At 41.7% G+C, this 19,019-nt stretch carries 21 protein-coding genes; 10 read left to right on the top strand and 11 right to left on the bottom strand.

The window, feature by feature from the left end; genetic code table 11:
• Positions 1-12: 12 nt before the first annotated feature.
• Entirely contained in the window at positions 13-492 is a 480-nt protein-coding gene (locus V7783_RS19660; RefSeq protein ID WP_335680181.1) for a DUF4124 domain-containing protein, read from the top strand.
• On the opposite strand, the gene V7783_RS19655 is transcribed toward V7783_RS19660, so the two are convergent.
• Together V7783_RS19655 and V7783_RS19650 are read right to left on the bottom strand one after the other, a co-directional pair.
• Complete coding sequence (locus V7783_RS19655; RefSeq protein ID WP_335680180.1) at positions 493-1,611, bottom strand: aminotransferase class V-fold PLP-dependent enzyme; 1,119 nt, start codon at positions 1,609-1,611, stop codon at positions 493-495.
• 1 nt (position 1,612) lies between these two features.
• Positions 1,613-2,785: a PrnB family protein gene (locus V7783_RS19650; RefSeq protein ID WP_335680179.1), complete on the bottom strand. Its 1,173-nt coding sequence runs from the start codon at positions 2,783-2,785 to the stop codon at positions 1,613-1,615.
• 145 nt (positions 2,786-2,930) lie between these two features.
• Here V7783_RS19650 and V7783_RS19645 point away from each other — a divergent pair, with 145 nt between their 5' ends.
• From V7783_RS19645 to V7783_RS19630, 4 genes are all read left to right on the top strand, one after another.
• The gene (locus tag V7783_RS19645; protein ID WP_335680178.1) at positions 2,931-3,389 is read left to right on the top strand and encodes an Lrp/AsnC family transcriptional regulator; all 459 of its coding nucleotides are present in this window, start codon (positions 2,931-2,933) and stop codon (positions 3,387-3,389) included.
• A 75-nt stretch (positions 3,390-3,464) separates the two neighbouring features.
• Positions 3,465-6,191 carry a CHASE domain-containing protein gene (locus V7783_RS19640; protein ID WP_335680177.1) on the top strand — a complete coding sequence of 909 codons (2,727 nt, stop codon included), beginning with the start codon at positions 3,465-3,467 and terminating at the stop codon, positions 6,189-6,191.
• On the top strand, positions 6,181-7,548 hold the full coding sequence (locus V7783_RS19635; RefSeq protein ID WP_335680176.1) for an alpha/beta hydrolase: 1,368 nt from the start codon (positions 6,181-6,183) through the stop codon (positions 7,546-7,548). Before V7783_RS19640 ends, V7783_RS19635 begins: the two co-directional genes overlap by 11 nt.
• Positions 7,545-8,687, top strand: coding sequence for a GNAT family N-acetyltransferase (locus V7783_RS19630; protein WP_335680175.1), 1,143 nt, complete (start codon positions 7,545-7,547; stop codon positions 8,685-8,687). Before V7783_RS19635 ends, V7783_RS19630 begins: the two co-directional genes overlap by 4 nt.
• Here the strand turns inward: V7783_RS19630 and V7783_RS19625 are convergent.
• On the bottom strand, positions 8,684-9,277 hold the full coding sequence (locus V7783_RS19625; RefSeq protein WP_335680174.1) for a DUF938 domain-containing protein: 594 nt from the start codon (positions 9,275-9,277) through the stop codon (positions 8,684-8,686). The genes V7783_RS19630 and V7783_RS19625 overlap by 4 nt on opposite strands.
• A gap of 182 nt (positions 9,278-9,459) precedes the next feature.
• On the opposite strand from V7783_RS19625, the gene V7783_RS19620 reads away from it, so the two are divergent.
• The 5 genes from V7783_RS19620 to V7783_RS19600 all read left to right on the top strand — a co-directional run bounded on the left by V7783_RS19620 (position 9,460) and on the right by V7783_RS19600 (position 12,494).
• Positions 9,460-9,642 carry a hypothetical protein gene (locus V7783_RS19620; RefSeq protein ID WP_304183314.1) on the top strand — a complete coding sequence of 61 codons (183 nt, stop codon included), beginning with the start codon at positions 9,460-9,462 and terminating at the stop codon, positions 9,640-9,642.
• A 97-nt stretch (positions 9,643-9,739) separates the two neighbouring features.
• Positions 9,740-10,105 carry a hypothetical protein gene (locus V7783_RS19615; RefSeq protein ID WP_335680173.1) on the top strand — a complete coding sequence of 122 codons (366 nt, stop codon included), beginning with the start codon at positions 9,740-9,742 and terminating at the stop codon, positions 10,103-10,105.
• A gap of 8 nt (positions 10,106-10,113) precedes the next feature.
• Positions 10,114-11,490, top strand: coding sequence for a class II fumarate hydratase (locus tag V7783_RS19610; protein WP_335680172.1), 1,377 nt, complete (start codon positions 10,114-10,116; stop codon positions 11,488-11,490).
• Positions 11,491-11,607: 117 nt separating this feature from the next.
• The gene (locus V7783_RS19605; RefSeq protein ID WP_335680171.1) at positions 11,608-12,087 is read left to right on the top strand and encodes a hypothetical protein; all 480 of its coding nucleotides are present in this window, start codon (positions 11,608-11,610) and stop codon (positions 12,085-12,087) included.
• Positions 12,088-12,098: 11 nt separating this feature from the next.
• Positions 12,099-12,494: a hypothetical protein gene (locus tag V7783_RS19600; RefSeq protein ID WP_335680170.1), complete on the top strand. Its 396-nt coding sequence runs from the start codon at positions 12,099-12,101 to the stop codon at positions 12,492-12,494.
• Between the two features lie 15 nt (positions 12,495-12,509).
• On the opposite strand, the gene V7783_RS19595 is transcribed toward V7783_RS19600, so the two are convergent.
• The 8 genes from V7783_RS19595 to V7783_RS19560 all read right to left on the bottom strand — a co-directional run bounded on the left by V7783_RS19595 (position 12,510) and on the right by V7783_RS19560 (position 18,606).
• On the bottom strand, positions 12,510-12,695 hold the full coding sequence (locus V7783_RS19595; protein WP_335680169.1) for a hypothetical protein: 186 nt from the start codon (positions 12,693-12,695) through the stop codon (positions 12,510-12,512).
• 73 nt (positions 12,696-12,768) lie between these two features.
• Complete coding sequence (locus tag V7783_RS19590) at positions 12,769-13,086, bottom strand: hypothetical protein (RefSeq protein ID WP_335680168.1); 318 nt, start codon at positions 13,084-13,086, stop codon at positions 12,769-12,771.
• Positions 13,083-13,721, bottom strand: coding sequence for a hypothetical protein (locus V7783_RS19585; protein ID WP_335680167.1), 639 nt, complete (start codon positions 13,719-13,721; stop codon positions 13,083-13,085). The genes V7783_RS19590 and V7783_RS19585 overlap by 4 nt, the downstream gene beginning before the upstream one ends.
• A gap of 71 nt (positions 13,722-13,792) precedes the next feature.
• Positions 13,793-14,485, bottom strand: coding sequence for a PspA/IM30 family protein (locus V7783_RS19580; RefSeq protein WP_335680166.1), 693 nt, complete (start codon positions 14,483-14,485; stop codon positions 13,793-13,795).
• 30 nt (positions 14,486-14,515) lie between these two features.
• On the bottom strand, positions 14,516-14,929 hold the full coding sequence (locus V7783_RS19575; protein WP_016710541.1) for a YjfI family protein: 414 nt from the start codon (positions 14,927-14,929) through the stop codon (positions 14,516-14,518).
• Positions 14,930-15,009: 80 nt separating this feature from the next.
• On the bottom strand, positions 15,010-16,731 hold the full coding sequence (locus V7783_RS19570) for a polyamine aminopropyltransferase (protein WP_335680165.1): 1,722 nt from the start codon (positions 16,729-16,731) through the stop codon (positions 15,010-15,012).
• Positions 16,732-16,734: 3 nt separating this feature from the next.
• Positions 16,735-17,634: a DUF350 domain-containing protein gene (locus V7783_RS19565; RefSeq protein WP_335680164.1), complete on the bottom strand. Its 900-nt coding sequence runs from the start codon at positions 17,632-17,634 to the stop codon at positions 16,735-16,737.
• Between the two features lie 39 nt (positions 17,635-17,673).
• A complete protein-coding gene (locus V7783_RS19560; protein ID WP_335680163.1) occupies positions 17,674-18,606 on the bottom strand; it encodes a CHAD domain-containing protein in 933 nt (310 codons plus the stop codon).
• Between the last annotated feature and the right edge of the window lie 413 nt (positions 18,607-19,019).

Here is a 19,019-nt window from a genome sequence, read left to right as displayed (position 1 = left end):
TAAGGATTATAAGTGCATTTGCGACACGTTAGTTTACCATTCGCGTGGGTTATTACGCAGCTCATCGCACCAGCATCGGCTACTGAGGTATACCGCTGCACCGTTGATGGCGTCGCCATATTCAGCCAACTGCCATGTGGCGCTGACGCCAAAGAAATAACCATTCCAACCACCAATGTCGCGCAAAGTGTATCAGAGCAGAGCAAGATTATTGATGGCGAAGTTGACAGCTTTATTGCCATTCAAAAAATTGACCGAAAGATTGTGCAGATCCAGCGCGAAATTAAGCAACTACAAGATACTCTGGCAGAGCAAAAAACCAATATAAATTATATGACCCAAGATACTGCAAATAGAATGGGCGCAAGCTCAATTGCTGATGCGATAGCACAACGTACCGCACAAGCTGAGCGACGCATCAAACCGCAGATCGAACAGTATCAACAACAGATCGAGGCGTTGAACAGCATGAAAACGCAGCTCAGCCAATAATTATTTATTTAAAACCTGTTTAACCACTTTTATGAGTTGCTCAATATCACCACTGTCATTATAAATATGCGGTGATACGCGTACCCCATATGCCCGTACATCAACGCTAATATCAGCGGCTGTTAAAGCAGCTACAACCGCCGCTTGCTGCTCAGCAAAATTAATAATTGCCGTGCCACTGCATCTAGCGGGCTCAACTGGCGATACCACATAAGGAGCCAGCGCCGTGGTTAATTGCGCTAGTAGTGCTAAGTTATGAGCGCGCACCTTCTCGATACCTAAGTGAGCAAAATAGTGAATACTGTGCCCAGCTATAACAAATGGCGCGATGGAAGGTGTCCCTCCCCAAAAACGCAGCGCGCTCTCATGATAAGCAAAATGATGAATATCAAACTCAAATGGATTTTGGTGAGAAAACCAACCGACATCTTGTGGCTCACACATACTTAACTGCGCTTTACTCACCCATAAGTAGGCCGCACCGGGGCCAGAGCATAGCCATTTAACACTTGAGCCAATCATAAAATCAACACCAACTTGGCTTAAGTCTAACGGCAATACACCCGCTGATTGCGCCACATCAACAAGACTTAAACAGCCCGCTTGCTTACAGTACTTGCTAATTTCAGCCACAGGGGCTTGCTGACCGGTATTTGAATAGGCATGACTTATAAACACTAAATCGATATCTGGGGTTATGTACTGCTGCCACTGAGTATTGTCTGTTAAATCAACATGCTCAGGAATAAATTCAATTTTAGCACCGCTGGCTAAGGCTTTTTGCATTGCAAAGCCCATGCTAGGAAAGTCACTTTGCGCCATTAACACTTTACAGCCAGCTTGTTGTAGTCGAGGGTGTGACATAACAAGCTTAGTTAATGCACTAGATAGGTTAACTTGCGGGCAAAACTGCTCGCTTGGTGAATTAAACAGCGAGCTCAACGCAGCGGTAAAACGGCTTATAACCGCTAACCACTGCTGCCACGGCTCTTTATTACTGGATTGCCAAGGGGCAAAAAAGTGTTGGTTAAAATCGTCTTGGCTACTTTTTAACGCTCGACCAACAGAGTGATTAAGTAAATAACACCCATCGGTCAAATTAAAATCGTCTTTATACATGTTAATTACCCACCCACTGTTTGAGCTGTGTTAAATCGTGGTAACGCGTTTTGATGTCATCACGCTTAGCAGCCGCTCGGCGATCTCTTAATTGCTCTAGTGAATCTAATAATACATGTAATGGCGGGCCGCTGGCTGTTACTTTATTCATATGCTGCTGTTGCATTTGTTGCGCAGGCTGGGCAATAAACTTGCTAACTAATTGGTTATGATGGCCAATTGCCGTATCACCATGAAGCTTACACACTTGAATAAACAATTTCGCATTGGTTTTAAACCATGCGCTGTGACGTGCCTCTCCTGCGGCTAAAAAATCATCCATTAAACTCGGCATGCGCATTGATTCACGCAGTATTTGCTGATCTTCGGGCATCATATATAAAAACTTGTCCACCAGCATTTGTGAATAACTCGGCTCGTTGGCAAAGCACAACCCTAGTAACATATCAATCACGTTAATCCCGGCAAAATCGCCGGCATTAGCGCCGCGGTAAATCTCTTTACCTACTCGGTATGGCTTATAATAAGGGCGTACACAAAAAAAGAATCGCTCGGTGTCGAGCTGGTTATATAGCGCCGTATTTGATTCAATCACATCAACGAGCGCCTGCTTAGCAACTTTCAACAACTCACCGCACAACGGGTGCGAAATCCCTAGCGGCTGAATTTTTAATAAGGCATCAGCGGCGCGTTTATAAGCTAAAATACCTTTCGTGTTGTAGTCGATAAATAACTTTTCATCGCTCAGATCAGTAAAACGCTTATATAAACCATTTACCGCTTTATTATGGGTCGTTAAGTGCGCTGTCGCAAACCGTGGCGTTACTCCAATTGATGCACCAATATGCATTGCCAATGCTGACGCTTCGACCAGCGGCGAGGTTGTTTCTCTTGATGGCTCGGTGATCTCATGACGCCGACATGCAGCCATAAACAAACCCACATTGCCAAGCAAATCAAAGGCACGGTCAAACCCTTCATCGGTATTGCCTTCAGCGAGTAACTTACGTATATGGGCATTACCTTCCGCCTCTAATTGATGCTTAAATTGCTCACCTACAAACTCCACATTGGCTTTATCTTCTTGTTGCCAATAGATGGTCTCTAATTGACTGTTGATCTCAACAAAGCGGGTTCTGAGCCACTCGTCAAATGCCTGAGTATTATTGCTCATCGGCATAACTCCGTATCAAATATTTATTGCATTTATGTTAACAGATAACAAAGAGCGCAAATCAGCAAAACCACCAATAAAAAAGCACATTATTAGTGAAATTCACTCTATAATCACAATTAAGTGAAATTTATTGCTAGCATTTATGAGTTTAGATAAAAAAGATCAACAGCTGTTAACCTTATTACAAAATAATGCCCGCACTTCGGTTTCAGAACTTGCCAGTTCGGTGAGCCTTTCTGATACCCCCTGCTTGAGGCGCATTAAAAAACTTGAAGCAAGTAAAGTGATCAGTGGCTATCATGCGGCTTTAAACCCACGAGCACTTGGTTTGCATGTGTTGGTTTATGCATTCGTGCGTTTAAGCCAAAACTCAGTAAGTGCAGCGAATACCTTTGAAGAGCAAGTTGAAAAGCTTAACCATGTACTCGAATGTTCGGTAATTTCTGGTAGCTATGATTACTTATTAAAAATTATTGCTGCTGATTTAGAAAGTTATGAAAGCTTTGTAAAACATAAGCTTGGTAGTATTAATTGTATTGCTAATATTGAGTCTATGGTGGTTTTAAAGCAAACTTTTAGCAAAAAACAGCTGCCACTTTAAAAAATAGCACTATTTCAGTACTGATTCGCTATACTGAAAAATCTCCTATAAAAATAACTTTTAACAAGGAAGCATGTGAAAATCTTTCGCTCAACATTGAACTCGTTTGTTTTTTACATACTTTTTGCTGTTGCCTATTTCGCAACGGGTAAGTTACTCACTAATTTTGCTTTTCAATCTCAAGTGATCCCTATTTGGATACCTGCTGGTATTGCTTTAGTGGGCTGCTTTATTTGGTGGTGGCGCTTTATACCGGCATTATTTATTGCTTCGGTCGCATTTAATTTAAGTACCGGTGATAACGCAATCACTGAGCAGGTTTTAATTGGTAACACCTTAGAGCAAGTACTGCTAATCGGCTTAGGGGCAGTGATACAAGGCATGCTAGGCGCTGCTCTGCTTAAATATTGGTTAGGCCACCCGCTGTATTTAAAAAAACGCCAATCAATAATTTATTTTATTTTTATCGTGGGCATTGCTGTCAGCCTTATATCGGCCAATATAGGCGTTTATGCTTTGAGTGAGTTTAATTCTGCATATAGCATTGATAACCATTGGAGAAATGTAACCTATTGGTGGCTCGGCGATGCCTTGGGTGTGCTCATTGCCAGCCCATTTTTATTGGCATTATTGCAACCAAAGTTTCAGCAGCACTATGTTGCTCCATTACCTACAATTGCTGTGTGCTCGGTGTTGTTTGCCTCAGTGGCGTTAACCACCAAGCTATACAATCAAGAGAGTTATTCAAATGCGATACAAATCGCAAAACGCGAAACTTCTATCATTGAAAACAGTTTACTTCGCCATTTAAATCTCAGCCAAATCGCAGTACAAAGCCTCGCCAGTCAAATCCAATCAACCCCAACTGTAAATGAGCAAGAGTTCAACAGTTACAGTACAGAATTGCTAGCTGAACACTCTTTTATTAAAGCCTTTTCTTGGAATCGCAAAATTACACCCGATCAAGCTGATGCTTTTAATGCTCACCTAAAGGAACTTTATAAGTCCTTTAATTTTACTCCTAGCATTCAAGGCCAACCATTAACAGAGGATGACCCACTAGTAGTCGTTACCTATGTAGCCCCTCTTGCGGGCAATGAGTCAGCCGTTGGCTTTAATTTATTTTCTCGTGAAGACCGTCGTGAAACTTTACTCGACCCACGCATAAAAAACCGCCCTGTTAGCACGAAAATCATTCAACTCGTACAAACAAAGGAACCTGAGCCAGCTTATCTGTTATTTGCTCCAGTATTTCAACAAAATAACGAAGAAGCCTCCATCAAAGGCTACGCTACGGGGGTATTCTTAGTAAAAAATATGATTGCGCAGTCACTCACTTCTGCGCAGAACAAAATGTTTAATATAGCTATTTATGAATCCCCAACGAGCCCTCCTTTTTACAAGAACGTGCAAAATTCGCCAACTCTGAACAATAAACTTGCCACCATCGAAATTAATTTTGCTGGACAAACTTGGTTTGTCGATTTAACTATTAGAGATGAGTTTCTACCTCATCAAAACAGTCATATGACCCTCTTTTTACTTATCTTGCAGGTCACTGTCTGCTCGCTAATTTTACTAGTACTGTTGTTGTTCAATTATCAACATATGGCCCTTTCGCGTTTGGTCGCAGAGCGTACCAGCTCGTTAGCCAAAGCTAAAAAGCAATCCGATTTAGCTAACCAAGCAAAAAGCCGGTTTTTAGCAAATATGAGTCATGAAATTCGTACTCCACTTAATGCCGTAATTGGCTTTTCAACGCTAGCTAAAAATGAAGATAGCGTAGAAACTCTAAGTGGTTATCTTCACAAGATTAATTTGTCCTCAAAATCATTATTAAGTTTGATAAATGACATACTCGACATATCTAAAATTGAATCACAAAAACTCACTTTAGAAATCGCTTCTTTTGATTTAAATGCTTTACTTGATCGGATCAATAGCATGTTTGAACAAAGTGCACAGCAAAAAGGTATCTGTTGGAAAGTTGATAACCAACTACCAACCGATATTTGGTTTGAAGGTGATGTTATGCGCATTGAGCAGATTTTATTAAACTTATGCAGTAACGCCATCAAGTTTACCTCTGAAGGTGAAGTAACACTTCGTGCCGCTTGTAAAAAAATATCTGCTCAACGCCTGCAAGTCACCCTTGCAATTACCGATACGGGCATCGGTATTGCAGCAACAGAGCAAAGCAAATTGTTTGATGCATTTACGCAAGCTGATAATTCAACATCGCGTAAGTTTGGCGGCACTGGGCTTGGTTTAACAATAGCAAAAGAGTTGAGCTTACTCATGTCAGGAGATATTTACATCCAAAGTGAAGTTGGCAAAGGCTCAACCTTTACCCTCTGCGTCGAACTTAATAGCTGCGCAGCTCAACAAGTCGCGCCTCAAGAAGCGCCACAACAGGTTGACTTGAGTAAACTAAAAGTACTGGTCGCAGAAGACAATAGCGTAAATCAACTGGTCATAAAAGCGATGCTTGGCTCTTTAGGCATCACCCCAACCGTGGTCGAAAATGGTGAACTTGCAGTAGCGCAAATCAAAATGCATGACTTTGATTTAGTATTAATGGATTGCCAAATGCCTGTTATGGATGGTTATCAAGCCACATCTTTGATCAGGGCTTTTAAAACAGCAGATCAACTGCCAATTATTGCGCTCACGGCTGATGTGATGCCCGAGGATAAAGCCCATGCTTTAGCCATTGGCTTTAATCAACATCTTGCAAAACCACTCGAACTCGATAAGCTAACCGCGTGCCTAATCAATTATGTAGATGTTTATGAGCCTTAACGGAATATTACTTGCCTTTGTTTTACTAATAACGTCTAGTTTTGCCATCAGTCAAACCGACTGTGTAACGCAGTTAACTGATTTAAAATATATTATGCAAAGTAAACAGCAAGGACTATTGCGCTTCGAAAAGAATAAACCGACAACCAGTTTTGCCTATCAAACCAGCCAAACATACAGTGACTACTTAAGCTATGCATATCAGCATATTTTAGACGCCAATCCACGAGCTCTAATGCCTTGCCCGATTCAAACTGCAACCCATCAGCTGTTAGTTAAACAACAACAGCGCCCAAGTGCGCCGAACATTGTCGACCTTATCGCGCCTTTTGAGTTACGCCAAAACAATACTCACAAAGCAGTGTTATTGATTCATGGCCTGACAGACTCACCGTTTACCTTTCATGATTTGGCGAACGTTTATTTTGCACAAGGTTACAATGTACGCACTTTATTATTACCAGGGCATAGCACTGCTGCTGATGCACTAAGTAACGTCACAACTGAGCAATGGCAACAAGCGGTAGACTATGCAATTGCGCGTACTAGCAAGGATTTTGATCAGGTTATTTTAGGTGGCTACTCAACGGGGGCAACACTGTTAATTAACTCTTTGACGCTCAACCCTGTCAGCCCAAAAGTAACCGCACTGATGTTGTTTTCGCCGGCCACCGAGCCACACAATAAAAATGGCTGGCTTGCCAAATGGATTAATCGCATTCCGTTTGTAAATTGGCTAGATAAAGATGCTGACATCGATTTTGCTAAATATGAGTCCTTTCCTTTTAATGCCGCTGCGGCGGCTGATGATGCAATGAGCAATATTACACTGCATAAACTCATGCAACGCCCACTACCCAATTTAGCTATTTTTTCAGTCATGAGCGATATAGATACCACCATTGATACACGTGCTTCACTACAATTATTAAGTACTTTACACGATGTGACAGCGCGCCCAGCTAATCGCTTAGATACGTTGATTTATTACGGCGACAAAAATACCATTAACAGTGACTTCCCCGCAGATTACACAGTTATCAATCCGCAGTGCCAAATTTCAAGTTGTAAAAATATTCATGGTATATCTCATATTGCAGTGATTAATTCACCTAACAACCCACATTATGGCGCCCAAGGTTACTACCGTAATTGCGGCAGTTATCTTGATAATGATGCCTTATATGCAAACTGCAAAACCACCAAAAAGCCAAATATTGGTGAGCGTACCGCAGCAAATGTGGCAGCATTTCCAACCTTTCAACGGCTCACTTATAACCCCTATTTTGATCAGCAAGCAGACTATATTAAGCAATTTATACAGCAGGTTGAAGGCTTGCAAGGTAACCAAGAATGAGCACATTTAGTCATCGCTGGTTAGCCAGTGTTAATGAAATAGATGCGAGCGTTTGGCAAGCGTTTTTTGCAGCGAACCCATTTACAGATCATGCGTTTCTATTTGCCTTAGAGCAGAGCCAATGTGTATCCGCTGCGACCGGCTGGCAACCTTATCATTTAGCAATATATGAAAACGATACCCTCATTGCACTTGCGCCTGGATATTTAAAAAGTCACTCATACGGTGAATATGTATTTGATTGGGCATGGGCTGAAGCTTACCAGCAACATGGCTTAGAATATTATCCCAAATGGCTTTGTGGTTCTCCTTTTAGCCCTATTGAAGGGCCACGCATTGTCGTTGATTATGCACAGCCAGAGCGAGTATATCAGTACATAACAACTCTCTTAACGACTCACTGCCAGCAACAAGGCTGGTCGGGTTGGCATATTAATTTTTGTACGCTACCTCAAGTTTCACAACTGACGGCACACCAAGGCATGCATCGCATTGGCGTGCAATTTCAATGGAAAAACGCTGGCTACGCTGATTTTGATGGCTTTTTAGCGCAGCTCACTGCACGTAAACGCAAAGTGTTGAAAAAAGAACGCAGTAAAATAGCTCAGCAAAATATCGCTATTGAGTGGCTGCAAGGGGAGCAAATTACGCTTGCTGTTATGAGCCAGTTTTGTGAGTTTTATCAGCGTACTTACTTAAAACGCTCTGGTCATATGGGGTATTTAAGCCATGATTTTTTTGTGCTGCTGCATGCGCTAATGGCAGATAAACTAGTGATAATGCACGCTATACGTGACACTGAAGTGATCGCTGCAACATTAAGCTTTAAAAGTAATGACACTTTATATGGACGCTATTGGGGGGCACTAGAGGAAGTAGACTGCCTGCACTTTGAACTGTGCTATTACCAAGGAATTGAGTATTGTATTAAACAGCAATTAAGCTGCTTTCACTCCGGCGCACAAGGCGAGCACAAAATAGCCCGCGGATTTGCCCCTGTATTTACTCACTCAGTGCACCACGTGCTCGATGCAGATTTTAGCCCTGCGATTGCCGATTATTTACAGCGCGAACAGCAACATTTACGTATTTACCATCGCCAATGCACTGAGTTATTACCTTTTAAAAATGCTTTTTAAAAATGCTTTTTAAAGATCAGTAATTGGTTGTTCGCGGGCATAGCAATGTCATTTACTAACGCTAAGCCAGCTGACGCTGCTAAGTGTTGTATCCACTCAAAATCACGAATACCACTTTGGCTATCTTGCTGTTTTAAAAATTCATCGAAGCGCTGATTACTCTCACTGGTAAAATGCTCCTGATATTTAAACGGCCCATAAATACATAACACGCCTTGCGCTGCTAAATGTTGCTCAACACCATTGAAAAAACGCTCAACGAGCGCGTTACTTACAATATGTAAAGTATTGGCAGTGTAAATAGCGCTGACCTCTTTGACCGGCCAAGGATTATTTAAATCAAGCTCTATCGGCTCATGTAAATTCGCTAACTGTGCCTGTGCAAGCCATTGTTTTATGCCGTAGTGATTGATCAGCCGATCGCTCGTGTGCCATTGTAAATGCGGCAAATGTTCAGCAAAGTACACACTATGCTGGCCCGTGCCCGAGCCAATTTCTAGCACGTTATCAATATCGGCAAAGTAGCCTATTAGCTCGCTAAGAATAGGAGATTTATTATTTTCACAGGCCTGAGAGAAAGGTTTTTCCATGCAAATTTGTGCACCATGTTTGGTAATTAATGCACAACAGTAAAGCAAAAATATAAAACGATGTCTTGTCTTAATTTATTTTTAATACGATAAAACCATATAATTCATGAAGTTAATATTTTCTGTCAGCATTGGTACGAGTTATGCTTTTATTAGTGTGAATCAACCAAATGGAGAAAACTATGTATATCTCACCCTATACCGCACTTGATGCTGCTTTAGCTGCAAGTGAGAAATCCGACGCAGATAAAACCAGCTGCGATGAACGTGGCACGATCATAGACTTACTTTCGCAATCAAATCAACACACACAAGTATTGAGAAAACATGAAACTGATCAAATATTTATCCTTGGTTACAATTAAACACTTACCCTCTCGTCAAAATTTTCAATTTGTGACTTGCACCAAAACCGATTAACTGTAATGATAACGATTATCGTTACAGTTAATCGGTTTTCTTATGCACGACCATCAAGCTATGCTTTTCTATCAACAGCAAATGAAGTGCGTTTGCCAGCGTCCAGGTCTACACGCCCCAGCTTTAGTGGCTGACTACATTGAAGCTGGATTAAATGCGGCTCGCTATTACGAAAAACAGCAGTGCATGCTGCTTCAAGAGCTCTATTTAAGACGTACTTTCCATGAAATTCTCAACAAAATGTGCGATTCTTTAATTCATTGTGCAATTCGCAAGCAATGTTTAGAGCAACTTTATAAACCTCTGATGGCCTTAAAGCGCTTTTATAAAACCCATAACAGTACCAGAAAATATCTTATCTTGGAGCGAGAAGCACGTATTCTCAGCCACGAATTCAACCCTTTTTAGGAGCTTTTATGAGCGAATTTAGAACAGAATCAGACAGCATGGGGGAACTTAAGGTTCCTGCTGATGCACTTTATCAAGCACAAACACAGCGTGCAGTTAATAACTTTAAAATTAGCGGCTTAGTGATGCCAAAGCAGTTTATTACCGCTCTTGCCTATATCAAACAAGCCGCTGCGCAGAGTAACTACGAACTTAGTCACTTAAGTCAAAACAAGGCGCAATTAATTGAACGAGCCTGCCAAGAAATCATTGATGGTCAGCACCTACAACATTTCCCTATCGATATATTTCAAACCGGCTCTGGTACTAGCACAAATATGAATGCCAATGAAGTGATCGCAACGCTAGCGAGTAGCTATGGCGATGAGACTATTCACCCAAATGATGACGTAAATATGGGGCAAAGCTCTAACGACGTGATCCCCACAGCCATTGCAGTAAGTAGTGTAATTAACGTGGTGTATGAATTATTTCCAGCGTTGGATCAGCTATCTCAAACATTAGAGCGCAAAAAATCAGAAATTGGTGAAATAGTAAAAACAGGCCGAACTCACTTAATGGATGCTATGCCTGTCACTTTTGCGCAGACCCTCAACACCTGGCAACACCAAGTTGATACGGCCATGGCAGGTATTCGCTATAGCCTTGAAGGGGTTTCAGCGTTGGCACAAGGTGGCACAGCGGTAGGCACTGGCGTCAATGCCGATCCATTATTTGCTGAGCAATTTTGCAAAAATCTTAGTGCTAATGTCGGTGTACGCTTTGTACCTAGTAAAAACTTTTTCTACAATATTGGCTCGCAAGACGCGATTGTGTCACTTTCAGGGCAGTTAAAAGTACTGGCTGTGGCACAAATGAAGATAGCAAACGATCTACGCTGGATGAATTCAGGCCCACTTGCCGGATTAGGTGAAATTGAGCTTGAAGCCCTGCAACCGGGCTCTTCAATCATGCCTGGCAAAGTAAATCCTGTGATCCCAGAAGCAGCGGCAATGGTAAGTGCCCAAGTTATCGGTAATGACGCCACTATTACGATAGCGGGCCAATCGGGTAACTTCGAACTCAACGTAATGTTACCGGTAATAGCCTATAACATTTTGCAGAGCATTGAGTTGCTGGCAAATAGTAGCCAAGCATTAGCAGATAAAGCGCTGCGCTCCTTTAAAGTCAATCAAACTAATATCGACAAAGCTCTCGCTAAAAATCCGATTTTAGTAACAGCCCTCAATCCGGTCATTGGCTATGAAAAAGCAGCCAAAATTGCCAAACTGGCTTATCAAAGTGGGCAACCAATTATTGATGTAGCAGAGCAGGAAACCGAACTTTCACGAAGCGAATTAGAAGCCTTACTCAACCCTGCAAAGTTAACCCAAGGTGGATTATAAGTCTTCTTAAACCCGTCAAGGTGGCGGGTTTAACCTTTGAATGTCGTAGTTTTTATTGCTGTGTTATGTGCAAAGTGTATGATAGTGGTTACTTGTTCATCACTGTGAAGGTTTCCCATGCGCTTATCTGTTATCGCTGTACTACTCCCACTTTGCCTATCTGCTTGCTCAGATGCTGCAACAACCTCTAATAGCGACCAACTTACTCCTGCCCCGGCAGTACTAATGAAAAGTAATCAAGCGACTAAAATAGACCCGCAAATACAGGAACAACCAACGAGAGAGAATATCCAAAAAGCCCATCAGCAATTAAAAACGTTAACGGCAGACTCACAATGTGATAGCAGTGCGCAATGTAAAGTAGTGGCAGTTGGTAGCCGTGCTTGCGGCGGCCCAAGTAGCTATCTTGTCTATTCGAGTAAAACGGCGAATGAGCAAGCTGTGGAGCAGCTAAGTAAAAAAATCACCTCGTTAGAGAGCCAATTTAACGCTGAAAATTCGATGGTTAGTATTTGTCAGCATTTAATGGCGCCAGGGGCTCAATGTGTTGAAAATAAATGTGTTAAACTAGACAGCTCTGCGGCAAGTGTTTATTAAAGGACAACCATATGAGTCGTTTATCATATTTTAAATGTTTAGTTACCACAGCCTGTTTGGTGATTGTTAGTGGCTGCGTAAGCACCACAGACTCAGCTTCGGCGGGTAGTGCCAGCTTAGTTAAGTCAAATAATGCCCTAAATGAATTAGTGCAAGACACTAGCTGTACAGCGAGCTTTCAATGCAAGGTAGTTGAAGTGGGGCAACGCGCATGTGGCGGACCTAGTCGTTACGTGGTTTATTCTACACTCAACACTGAACAAGAAAAAGCCGAGCAACTAGCACAGCAGATCAATGTATTAGAGGCCGAAAATAATAAGAGTAACGGTTTAACTGATTGCTTGCCCGTGCTACCCGTACAAGCTTTGTGTATAAATCAAACTTGTCAGTCGTTTGATCTAAAATAGCGCATTTTATCTGCGCTAAACCAACAGTGGAATTAGCGCAGAGATAACTAAAACACCAATAATACAAATACCCGCCTTAAAAATATGCTGCATTGGCATTTGTTTTTTCACCCAATAAGCATAAATAAATCGCACAAAATAACTCGCGGCCGTGCCAAACAAGGCGAAAATAATTAAGTACGCGATTAAAACTATATTCACAACAACTCATTTTTTTAAGTAATTAAGCCCACAGTGTAAGGGCTTAATTTAAAGAAGGCAAAATAAGGGTAGCTCAGCGCTTATTAGTGTGGGCAATTAATAGCTCTGCAACTTGTTGCTTTACCGCCCGCTTATCATCTATATCTACACCAAACCGCTCAGCGAGTAATGCGATTTCCTCATCATTTAAATTAAATGAAAGGCGCTGACGCGTTTTCTTTGATTTTACTTCGAGCGCTAAAATTTTGCGGATCATATCTGATGGAGTGAGCTCTTGATCAATGGCTTGTTTTTTTATCGACTTTTGCACTTCACTGCTAAGGTCAAATGCCATTTGCGTCGCTCTTACGGCTTGCTCTTGGCGTAACCATTTATCTTTTGTATTGCTCACTGCGCATCTCCTGGAAACAGATCAACTATATCAGTGATTGGCCGAGTTAGAGTGAGTGACACTTCTGTTTCACCGCCGTCCCAAATCTCAATATTGAGACCATGGCTCTCATCACTTGATTCAAGGCAGATCATCTCACAGGGCTCACCACCTTGCTGCTCATACTGAGGAAGCGCTTGATTACGATAATCTTTATTATGAAAGTAACACACGAAAGGTGTTTCAGTTTGTTGGTAGCTGCTACCTAAAAACTGCATATAACGCTCTGGAGTATTTTTCACTTCAATAAAGGTCAGCTGTTCTTCATCAAAAATACGCGCAAATTCATCAAGGGTGAAAATTTCATCTACTTCATCGCGCTGAATCTTTATTGAAAAATTAGCCCACTCTTCACCATCACTGCGCTCAATTTGCAAAAATATTACTTTTCCTGCATCACTTTCAAGCACTAGCTCATAATCAGCACTATGCTGATATTGGTACGTTTGCACATCAGTAACACGCAGGGTCTGCCCTTTTAGCCAACTTGGGTAAGCAAACGAATCAATTACGGTAAACATATCACCGACTCTAAGTTCACTAGGATGATTTAATTGACGTTCGGGGGCTTTTTTTGATTTAAAAAAGTTAAACATAGACTGCCTCATAAGCAAAAAAGGTAACCAAACATTGCTCGGTTACCTTTTTAATAATCAATAATACCGCGTTAGCCGTTTTGCTTAGCTTTGATACGCGCTAGGATATCTGCACTTTTCGGGCTGGTATCACCAATTCCCGCTTCAGCCATTTTCGCTTTAAGATCATCGCCGTTAGTGTCCGCTTCAAGTACTTTAGCTGCACCTAGTTGATCTTGACGATCTTGTTGGCGTTGCTTAATACGCTCAAGTGACTGACGTGCGTTAGTCATCGATGAACTATTTGTATTCAGCGTGCTGTTTACAGCCATCGTTGCTTGTTGCACGCTTTCTGTGGTTTTAACCATAGTAAGTTGACGTTGGTTTTCTTTAATCGACTTTTCAGCGTCTTTTACTTGCTGTTTAAGCGTCACAATGTGATTGCTAAAACCCGCTAGCACTTGATCATGCTCTGCTTTTTCGTTTTCAAAATCACCGATTTTTTCAGCAATTTCCATCGCTAATGCTTCGTTACCTTTTTCAAGCGCTTGACCTGCATAGGCTTCATGTTCAGCAATTGAGGCATCTAATGCACTAATTTTACGCTTAGTTTGCATCTCTTTTGCCATCACTTCAGTTAAGCTCTTCTTAGCGCGCTGTAAGGCGTTTTGTGCGTCAGCAATTTCTTGCTCAAAAATACGAATACCATTGGCATCAACAATTGCTTCGCCTGCTTCGCGAGCGCCGCCACGAACTGCTGTAAATAATTTTTTTAAAATACTCATAATCTTAACTCCACGTAAAATAGCTAGCTATTAATCGTTTAAATAAATGGTTACGGCCTCTAATGCATCAATAGCATTGTCAGCTAATGTAACTAGCTCATGGGTAATATCATCAAACGATGAATTAACCGACAAAGCACCAAAGATCGCATATTTGTCATCAATCTTTGCAAATGCACTCAGTGGGATTGGTACGTTTAAACGTAATAGCGTTTCGTTCAACTCACCACGTAATTCCGATTTAACTTCCTCATCCGCAAATAAGTAGCTGATACATAACAGCTGCTCTTGTGTTTGCGTAACAAAAATTGGAAGCTCATCATTCCCATCAACTATGACTTGCAACACATCTTGCTCACCAGGGTTGGCAATCAAGAAAGACTCAAAGTTAGCGCCTTCAGTTTCAAAGGATGCTAGTTTTATTGAAAGTTCATTTAATTCCATGTCTCTGCCTTTTTGTCATTTGACATATTATGTCTGAGTTAAGATTCGCACGGCCGACATATTATGTCAACCATGTTTTATTAATTTTTATACAATTCGCTCTCTATCTGCCATGCACTCCGATAATAATCATACAAAGTGCCTGACCCTAATTGGTTGACTTCAATATCATTTATTTGTTCAAAATAATGATTTGGAAATACAAATGCAGCCAATAAATATTTTTGACTAATCCACCGAGAAGCAACAGGAAGCACTGTAGTTTGTGCGATTCGCGCACTGGCTGACTTGCCTGTCGTTGTTGCTATTGTCCAGCCCCACTGCCCAAATGAAGGGATATTTTGCTGGTATTGTTCGACATGTTTAAACCCTGCAGCTTTAACCGTTTTAGCAATACTTAAAAAGGCCTTTTTAGCATGATAAGGCGAGGTAGATTGCACTGCCATCGCACCATCTGCGGCAAGTAACTGACGAATGTGATTATAAAAATAATCGCTGTACATCTTATTTAAGTCTGGGTGATTCGGATCCGGTAAATCAATAATAATAGTGTCAAAACGCTTCCCTTCATCGAGTAGTCGCTCAACCTCTAAAAATGCATCGCCCACTATCACGTTCGCTCTAGGGTCAAGCATCGAGTTGCTATTGAGTTTTCGCAAACGTGCATTGATCTGCTTAGGTGCCGTAAATTCGTTGCTAGGGTGACCAAATAAGTTAAGTAACTGGCCATCCAAATCAATCAGTGTGACTTCTTTTACCGGCCACTTTAATACATCTCGCATAGCAAGCCCATCACCGCCACCAATGATCAACACGTTATCATGACGATTAGAAGCTAACAGTGGTGGATACACGAGCATTGAATGATAAATTTGCTCATCAACGCTAGAAAACTGTAAGCGACCATTTAAGTAAAGATCGGTGATTGGCTCTGGTTGATTGCGACTTAACCGCTCGGTTAACACAAGATGCTGATATTTAGTCGCTTCAGAATAAATAACTTTATCTTTATAGAGCACGTTGCTTAAATCTTTCATCCAGCTACTACCAAGCACCAGGATAAAAGCAAACAATACTAACAAACCAATATGGCAAACAAGCAGCAACTTGGCATAACGTACGTGGCTGTGATAACGCCACAAGAAAGCCAAACCAGCAATAATATTAAATAGTGCGGTCCATGCGGCTGCTTGCATAATTGGCATCGCCAACATAATGCTCACCCATATGGCTGCGCCAATCCCAGCGCCAATATAGTCGGCGCCGTAGATTGTACCGGCATTATTTTCTAAAAACCGCCCATATACATGCTGGCGAATTCGCGCTATCAACGGGATTTCCATACCAATTAATAAACCGAGTAATAAACCAAATACATACGGTAAAAAACGTGACCATTCTTGAAGTTTTTGAAAAACATAGCCGTTGAGCACCACATCAGCGGGAAGATTAAAAATCTCTGAAAAAAGATGTGGTAAGGAATAGCTAACAGCAATTACGCTAGCAATGGCTAATATACAACCCATACCAACTAAAGCGATAAGGCTCTCAAGCCAAGCAAAAGCGGTAAAAGGATCTTTAAACCAACGAGCTAAGAAAGCACCCATGCCCATAGCGACGATCATAGTGCCAATCATGGCGTAAATAGCGCTCTCTACCGATCCTAGAACACGTCCTGCGTAGTGAGATAAAAGATACTCATAAATAAGGCCGCACCCAGCGAGTACAGCCATAACAGTTATTAATAAAAAATCATGCCCAAGCAAGGCAAGCTTACTTGGGCTTTGGTTTGTGTATGACAAGGTTTATGCGCCTAATAGAGTTGCCATTGTAATACCTACTGCAAATGAAACAGCAGCAGAAATAGTGGCTACACCAATATTCTTTTGGCGATTTACTTCATCAGAAATATCACAACCTGATAAGATGATTTTGATGGTAATCAAATGCAGCGCAATGAATACAAGGATGCAAACAACTGCACTGATCGCCCAATATACTAAGCTAGCATTGATGCTATCAGCTACATAAGGCGCGATACCTGAGGCTGCAGTTATCGCAAGCGCGCTACCAACTAAAAAGCCAGCATAACGAATACCAACCGCTAAGTTGCCATCAACAATCGCCTGTTGTAAGCAATCTCCACTACGATTAGTTCGCTTAAACAACTGAACGCGATACTGACTCACTAACAACAATGCGATACTACCAATAATAAATGCCGCAATGACGATTGGGATGCCATGCCAGCCTTCTGTAGCAACCCAGAACAATGCCGAGCGTATTACAATTGCCACACTAACAACATGACCAAAATCAATCACTGCCGCTGTTACATTACCCTTAACGATTTCATTATGCAGGCTCACTTTGCGCAGTGCTACTTTATCTTGAAAAAAGTGACCCAGTTTTATCAGCGCAATCGCTAACAAACCATAGCCACCCATTTGCAGCGCTTCTTGTTGTAACGATGCAGCAAACGCACCGCTGCTTACACCAGTAAGCACAATTGCTAATGCAACTAAGCCTGCGGCAAAACTAATTCCAAACGCAAAGTTATCACGTTCTGTAATTTCATCATTAGCATGTAGGTTAGACACCCAGCCTTTAATAAATTTCAGGCTCACAAACAAGGCAATAATAATTGCAAAATCAATCGCGATTGCTTGCAGCGACCACATAGTTATTCCATTAAATTCGTACATATTCTTATAACTCCAACACTAAATCTTTTAAATAGCCGTTTACTTTCCGCGACTAATACCGCGCGATGTTCTGCTGCTGCTGTCTCTTACCGAACCCGAACTTTTACTATAGCTACTGCTTTTAGAGTAACTACTACGTGTTTTCGGCGGGGTATAACTGCTACGACTTAACCCTGAAGCACCGGTCTTTTTCGACGCATAAGGGCTGGTAAACTGCTTGCCTTGGCGTTGATAAGACTGACGAGTGCGAGTTTCTACTGCCGTTTGCGCTTTCATCTGCTTTGGGCTGGTATAGCGAGCACGACCATAATCATTATAATAGCTATACTTACGGCGCTTGCTCCAACTGCCATATTCAACACGATCAAATACATCGCCTAAAATACGGTACATACCATACCATTGCCAAAAACTGATACCGCTACTGTTAGTTTGCCAGTTACCATAATTCGGGTTTCCGACTAACTGATTGCCTTCGCCCTCGCCTTCAGCTTGTTTACTAATTGCACCTACACGCGCCAATGAACCACCTGACATATCGGCAAGCATATTAATTGGATCGGTTAGCGCGTCAGAAAATAACGCCGGCTTTGCTGCATCGCGTAATAGATCAAGATTAAGTAACGTTTCTTCATAAGGAGGGATTAAATAAGTACTTTTAATATCAGCTAAACGCTGCGTTAAGCCACTATAAAGTGCGCCCTTGCGAGTTGCATCCTGTGCAAGTACTGTTGCGATTTGGCTCAATTCTGGTTTTTCATTACTGAGTATACGACCGTATTCAGATAATAAAGCCGCATTGCGAATTGAACCATTGTCTAACGCTTTGCCAAGTCCTTCTAACTCAATCTCAGCTTTAGCAATAGATTGTTGTATTGTTTGTTGCAGCTGCTCTTCTTTAGACTCGCAGCCCATAAGCAAGCTTACCAAACAGAACAAACTGATAAGTTTCCAAGCTTTTATATTCGACATTCATGTCACCTGATTTACTAAATTAACCCCGCTAGTTTTACACAGCTCAGAAAGTAAACCAAGGATGAAATTGCAACAAGATGATAATTTAGGAAAAATCAAAGGCAGATAAATAGTTTGCGACTTTAAATTTCATTATTGGGAGCACGAGTTTAAAAATAGCCAGCTAAAAGGACCAAGCTATTTTAATGGGATACACTGTACTGCGAGGGGGTTGTGGCGTTCTTTTATCCGTGGGTGTCAGATACTCAACCCCCGCTACGGTGTCTAGGTTGACGCTGTGCGACTGACGGCTGACGGCTGACGGCTGACGGCTGACGGCTGACGGCTTAGAATACAAAAAACCCGTCACATTGCTGTAACGGGTTTCTCTTATTTGGAGCCTGGCGATGACCTACTTTCACATAACAAAT

Origin of the sequence: Pseudoalteromonas sp. (assembly GCF_036960685.1) — a bacterium.
Lineage (GTDB): Bacteria > Pseudomonadota > Gammaproteobacteria > Enterobacterales > Alteromonadaceae > Pseudoalteromonas.
This window is presented reverse-complemented; position numbering and strand designations above follow the sequence as displayed.

Excerpts from the sequence above, each read along its gene's own strand:
- V7783_RS19600 (WP_335680170.1), top strand. The coding sequence starts at position 12,099 with ATGAGTCGTTTATCATATTTTAAATGTTTAGTTACCACAGCCTGTTTG.
- V7783_RS19620 (WP_304183314.1), top strand. The coding sequence starts at position 9,460 with ATGTATATCTCACCCTATACCGCACTTGATGCTGCTTTAGCTGCAAGT.
- V7783_RS19645 (WP_335680178.1), top strand. The coding sequence starts at position 2,931 with ATGAGTTTAGATAAAAAAGATCAACAGCTGTTAACCTTATTACAAAAT.
- V7783_RS19625 (WP_335680174.1), bottom strand. The coding sequence starts at position 9,277 with ATGGAAAAACCTTTCTCTCAGGCCTGTGAAAATAATAAATCTCCTATT.
- V7783_RS19615 (WP_335680173.1), top strand. The coding sequence starts at position 9,740 with ATGCACGACCATCAAGCTATGCTTTTCTATCAACAGCAAATGAAGTGC.
- V7783_RS19580 (WP_335680166.1), bottom strand. The coding sequence starts at position 14,485 with ATGAGTATTTTAAAAAAATTATTTACAGCAGTTCGTGGCGGCGCTCGC.
- V7783_RS19565 (WP_335680164.1), bottom strand. The coding sequence starts at position 17,634 with ATGTACGAATTTAATGGAATAACTATGTGGTCGCTGCAAGCAATCGCG.
- V7783_RS19585 (WP_335680167.1), bottom strand. The coding sequence starts at position 13,721 with ATGTTTAACTTTTTTAAATCAAAAAAAGCCCCCGAACGTCAATTAAAT.
- V7783_RS19630 (WP_335680175.1), top strand. The coding sequence starts at position 7,545 with ATGAGCACATTTAGTCATCGCTGGTTAGCCAGTGTTAATGAAATAGAT.
- V7783_RS19605 (WP_335680171.1), top strand. The coding sequence starts at position 11,608 with ATGCGCTTATCTGTTATCGCTGTACTACTCCCACTTTGCCTATCTGCT.
- V7783_RS19635 (WP_335680176.1), top strand. The coding sequence starts at position 6,181 with ATGAGCCTTAACGGAATATTACTTGCCTTTGTTTTACTAATAACGTCT.
- V7783_RS19655 (WP_335680180.1), bottom strand. The coding sequence starts at position 1,611 with ATGTATAAAGACGATTTTAATTTGACCGATGGGTGTTATTTACTTAAT.
- V7783_RS19575 (WP_016710541.1), bottom strand. The coding sequence starts at position 14,929 with ATGGAATTAAATGAACTTTCAATAAAACTAGCATCCTTTGAAACTGAA.
- V7783_RS19560 (WP_335680163.1), bottom strand. The coding sequence starts at position 18,606 with ATGTCGAATATAAAAGCTTGGAAACTTATCAGTTTGTTCTGTTTGGTA.
- V7783_RS19650 (WP_335680179.1), bottom strand. The coding sequence starts at position 2,785 with ATGAGCAATAATACTCAGGCATTTGACGAGTGGCTCAGAACCCGCTTT.
- V7783_RS19610 (WP_335680172.1), top strand. The coding sequence starts at position 10,114 with ATGAGCGAATTTAGAACAGAATCAGACAGCATGGGGGAACTTAAGGTT.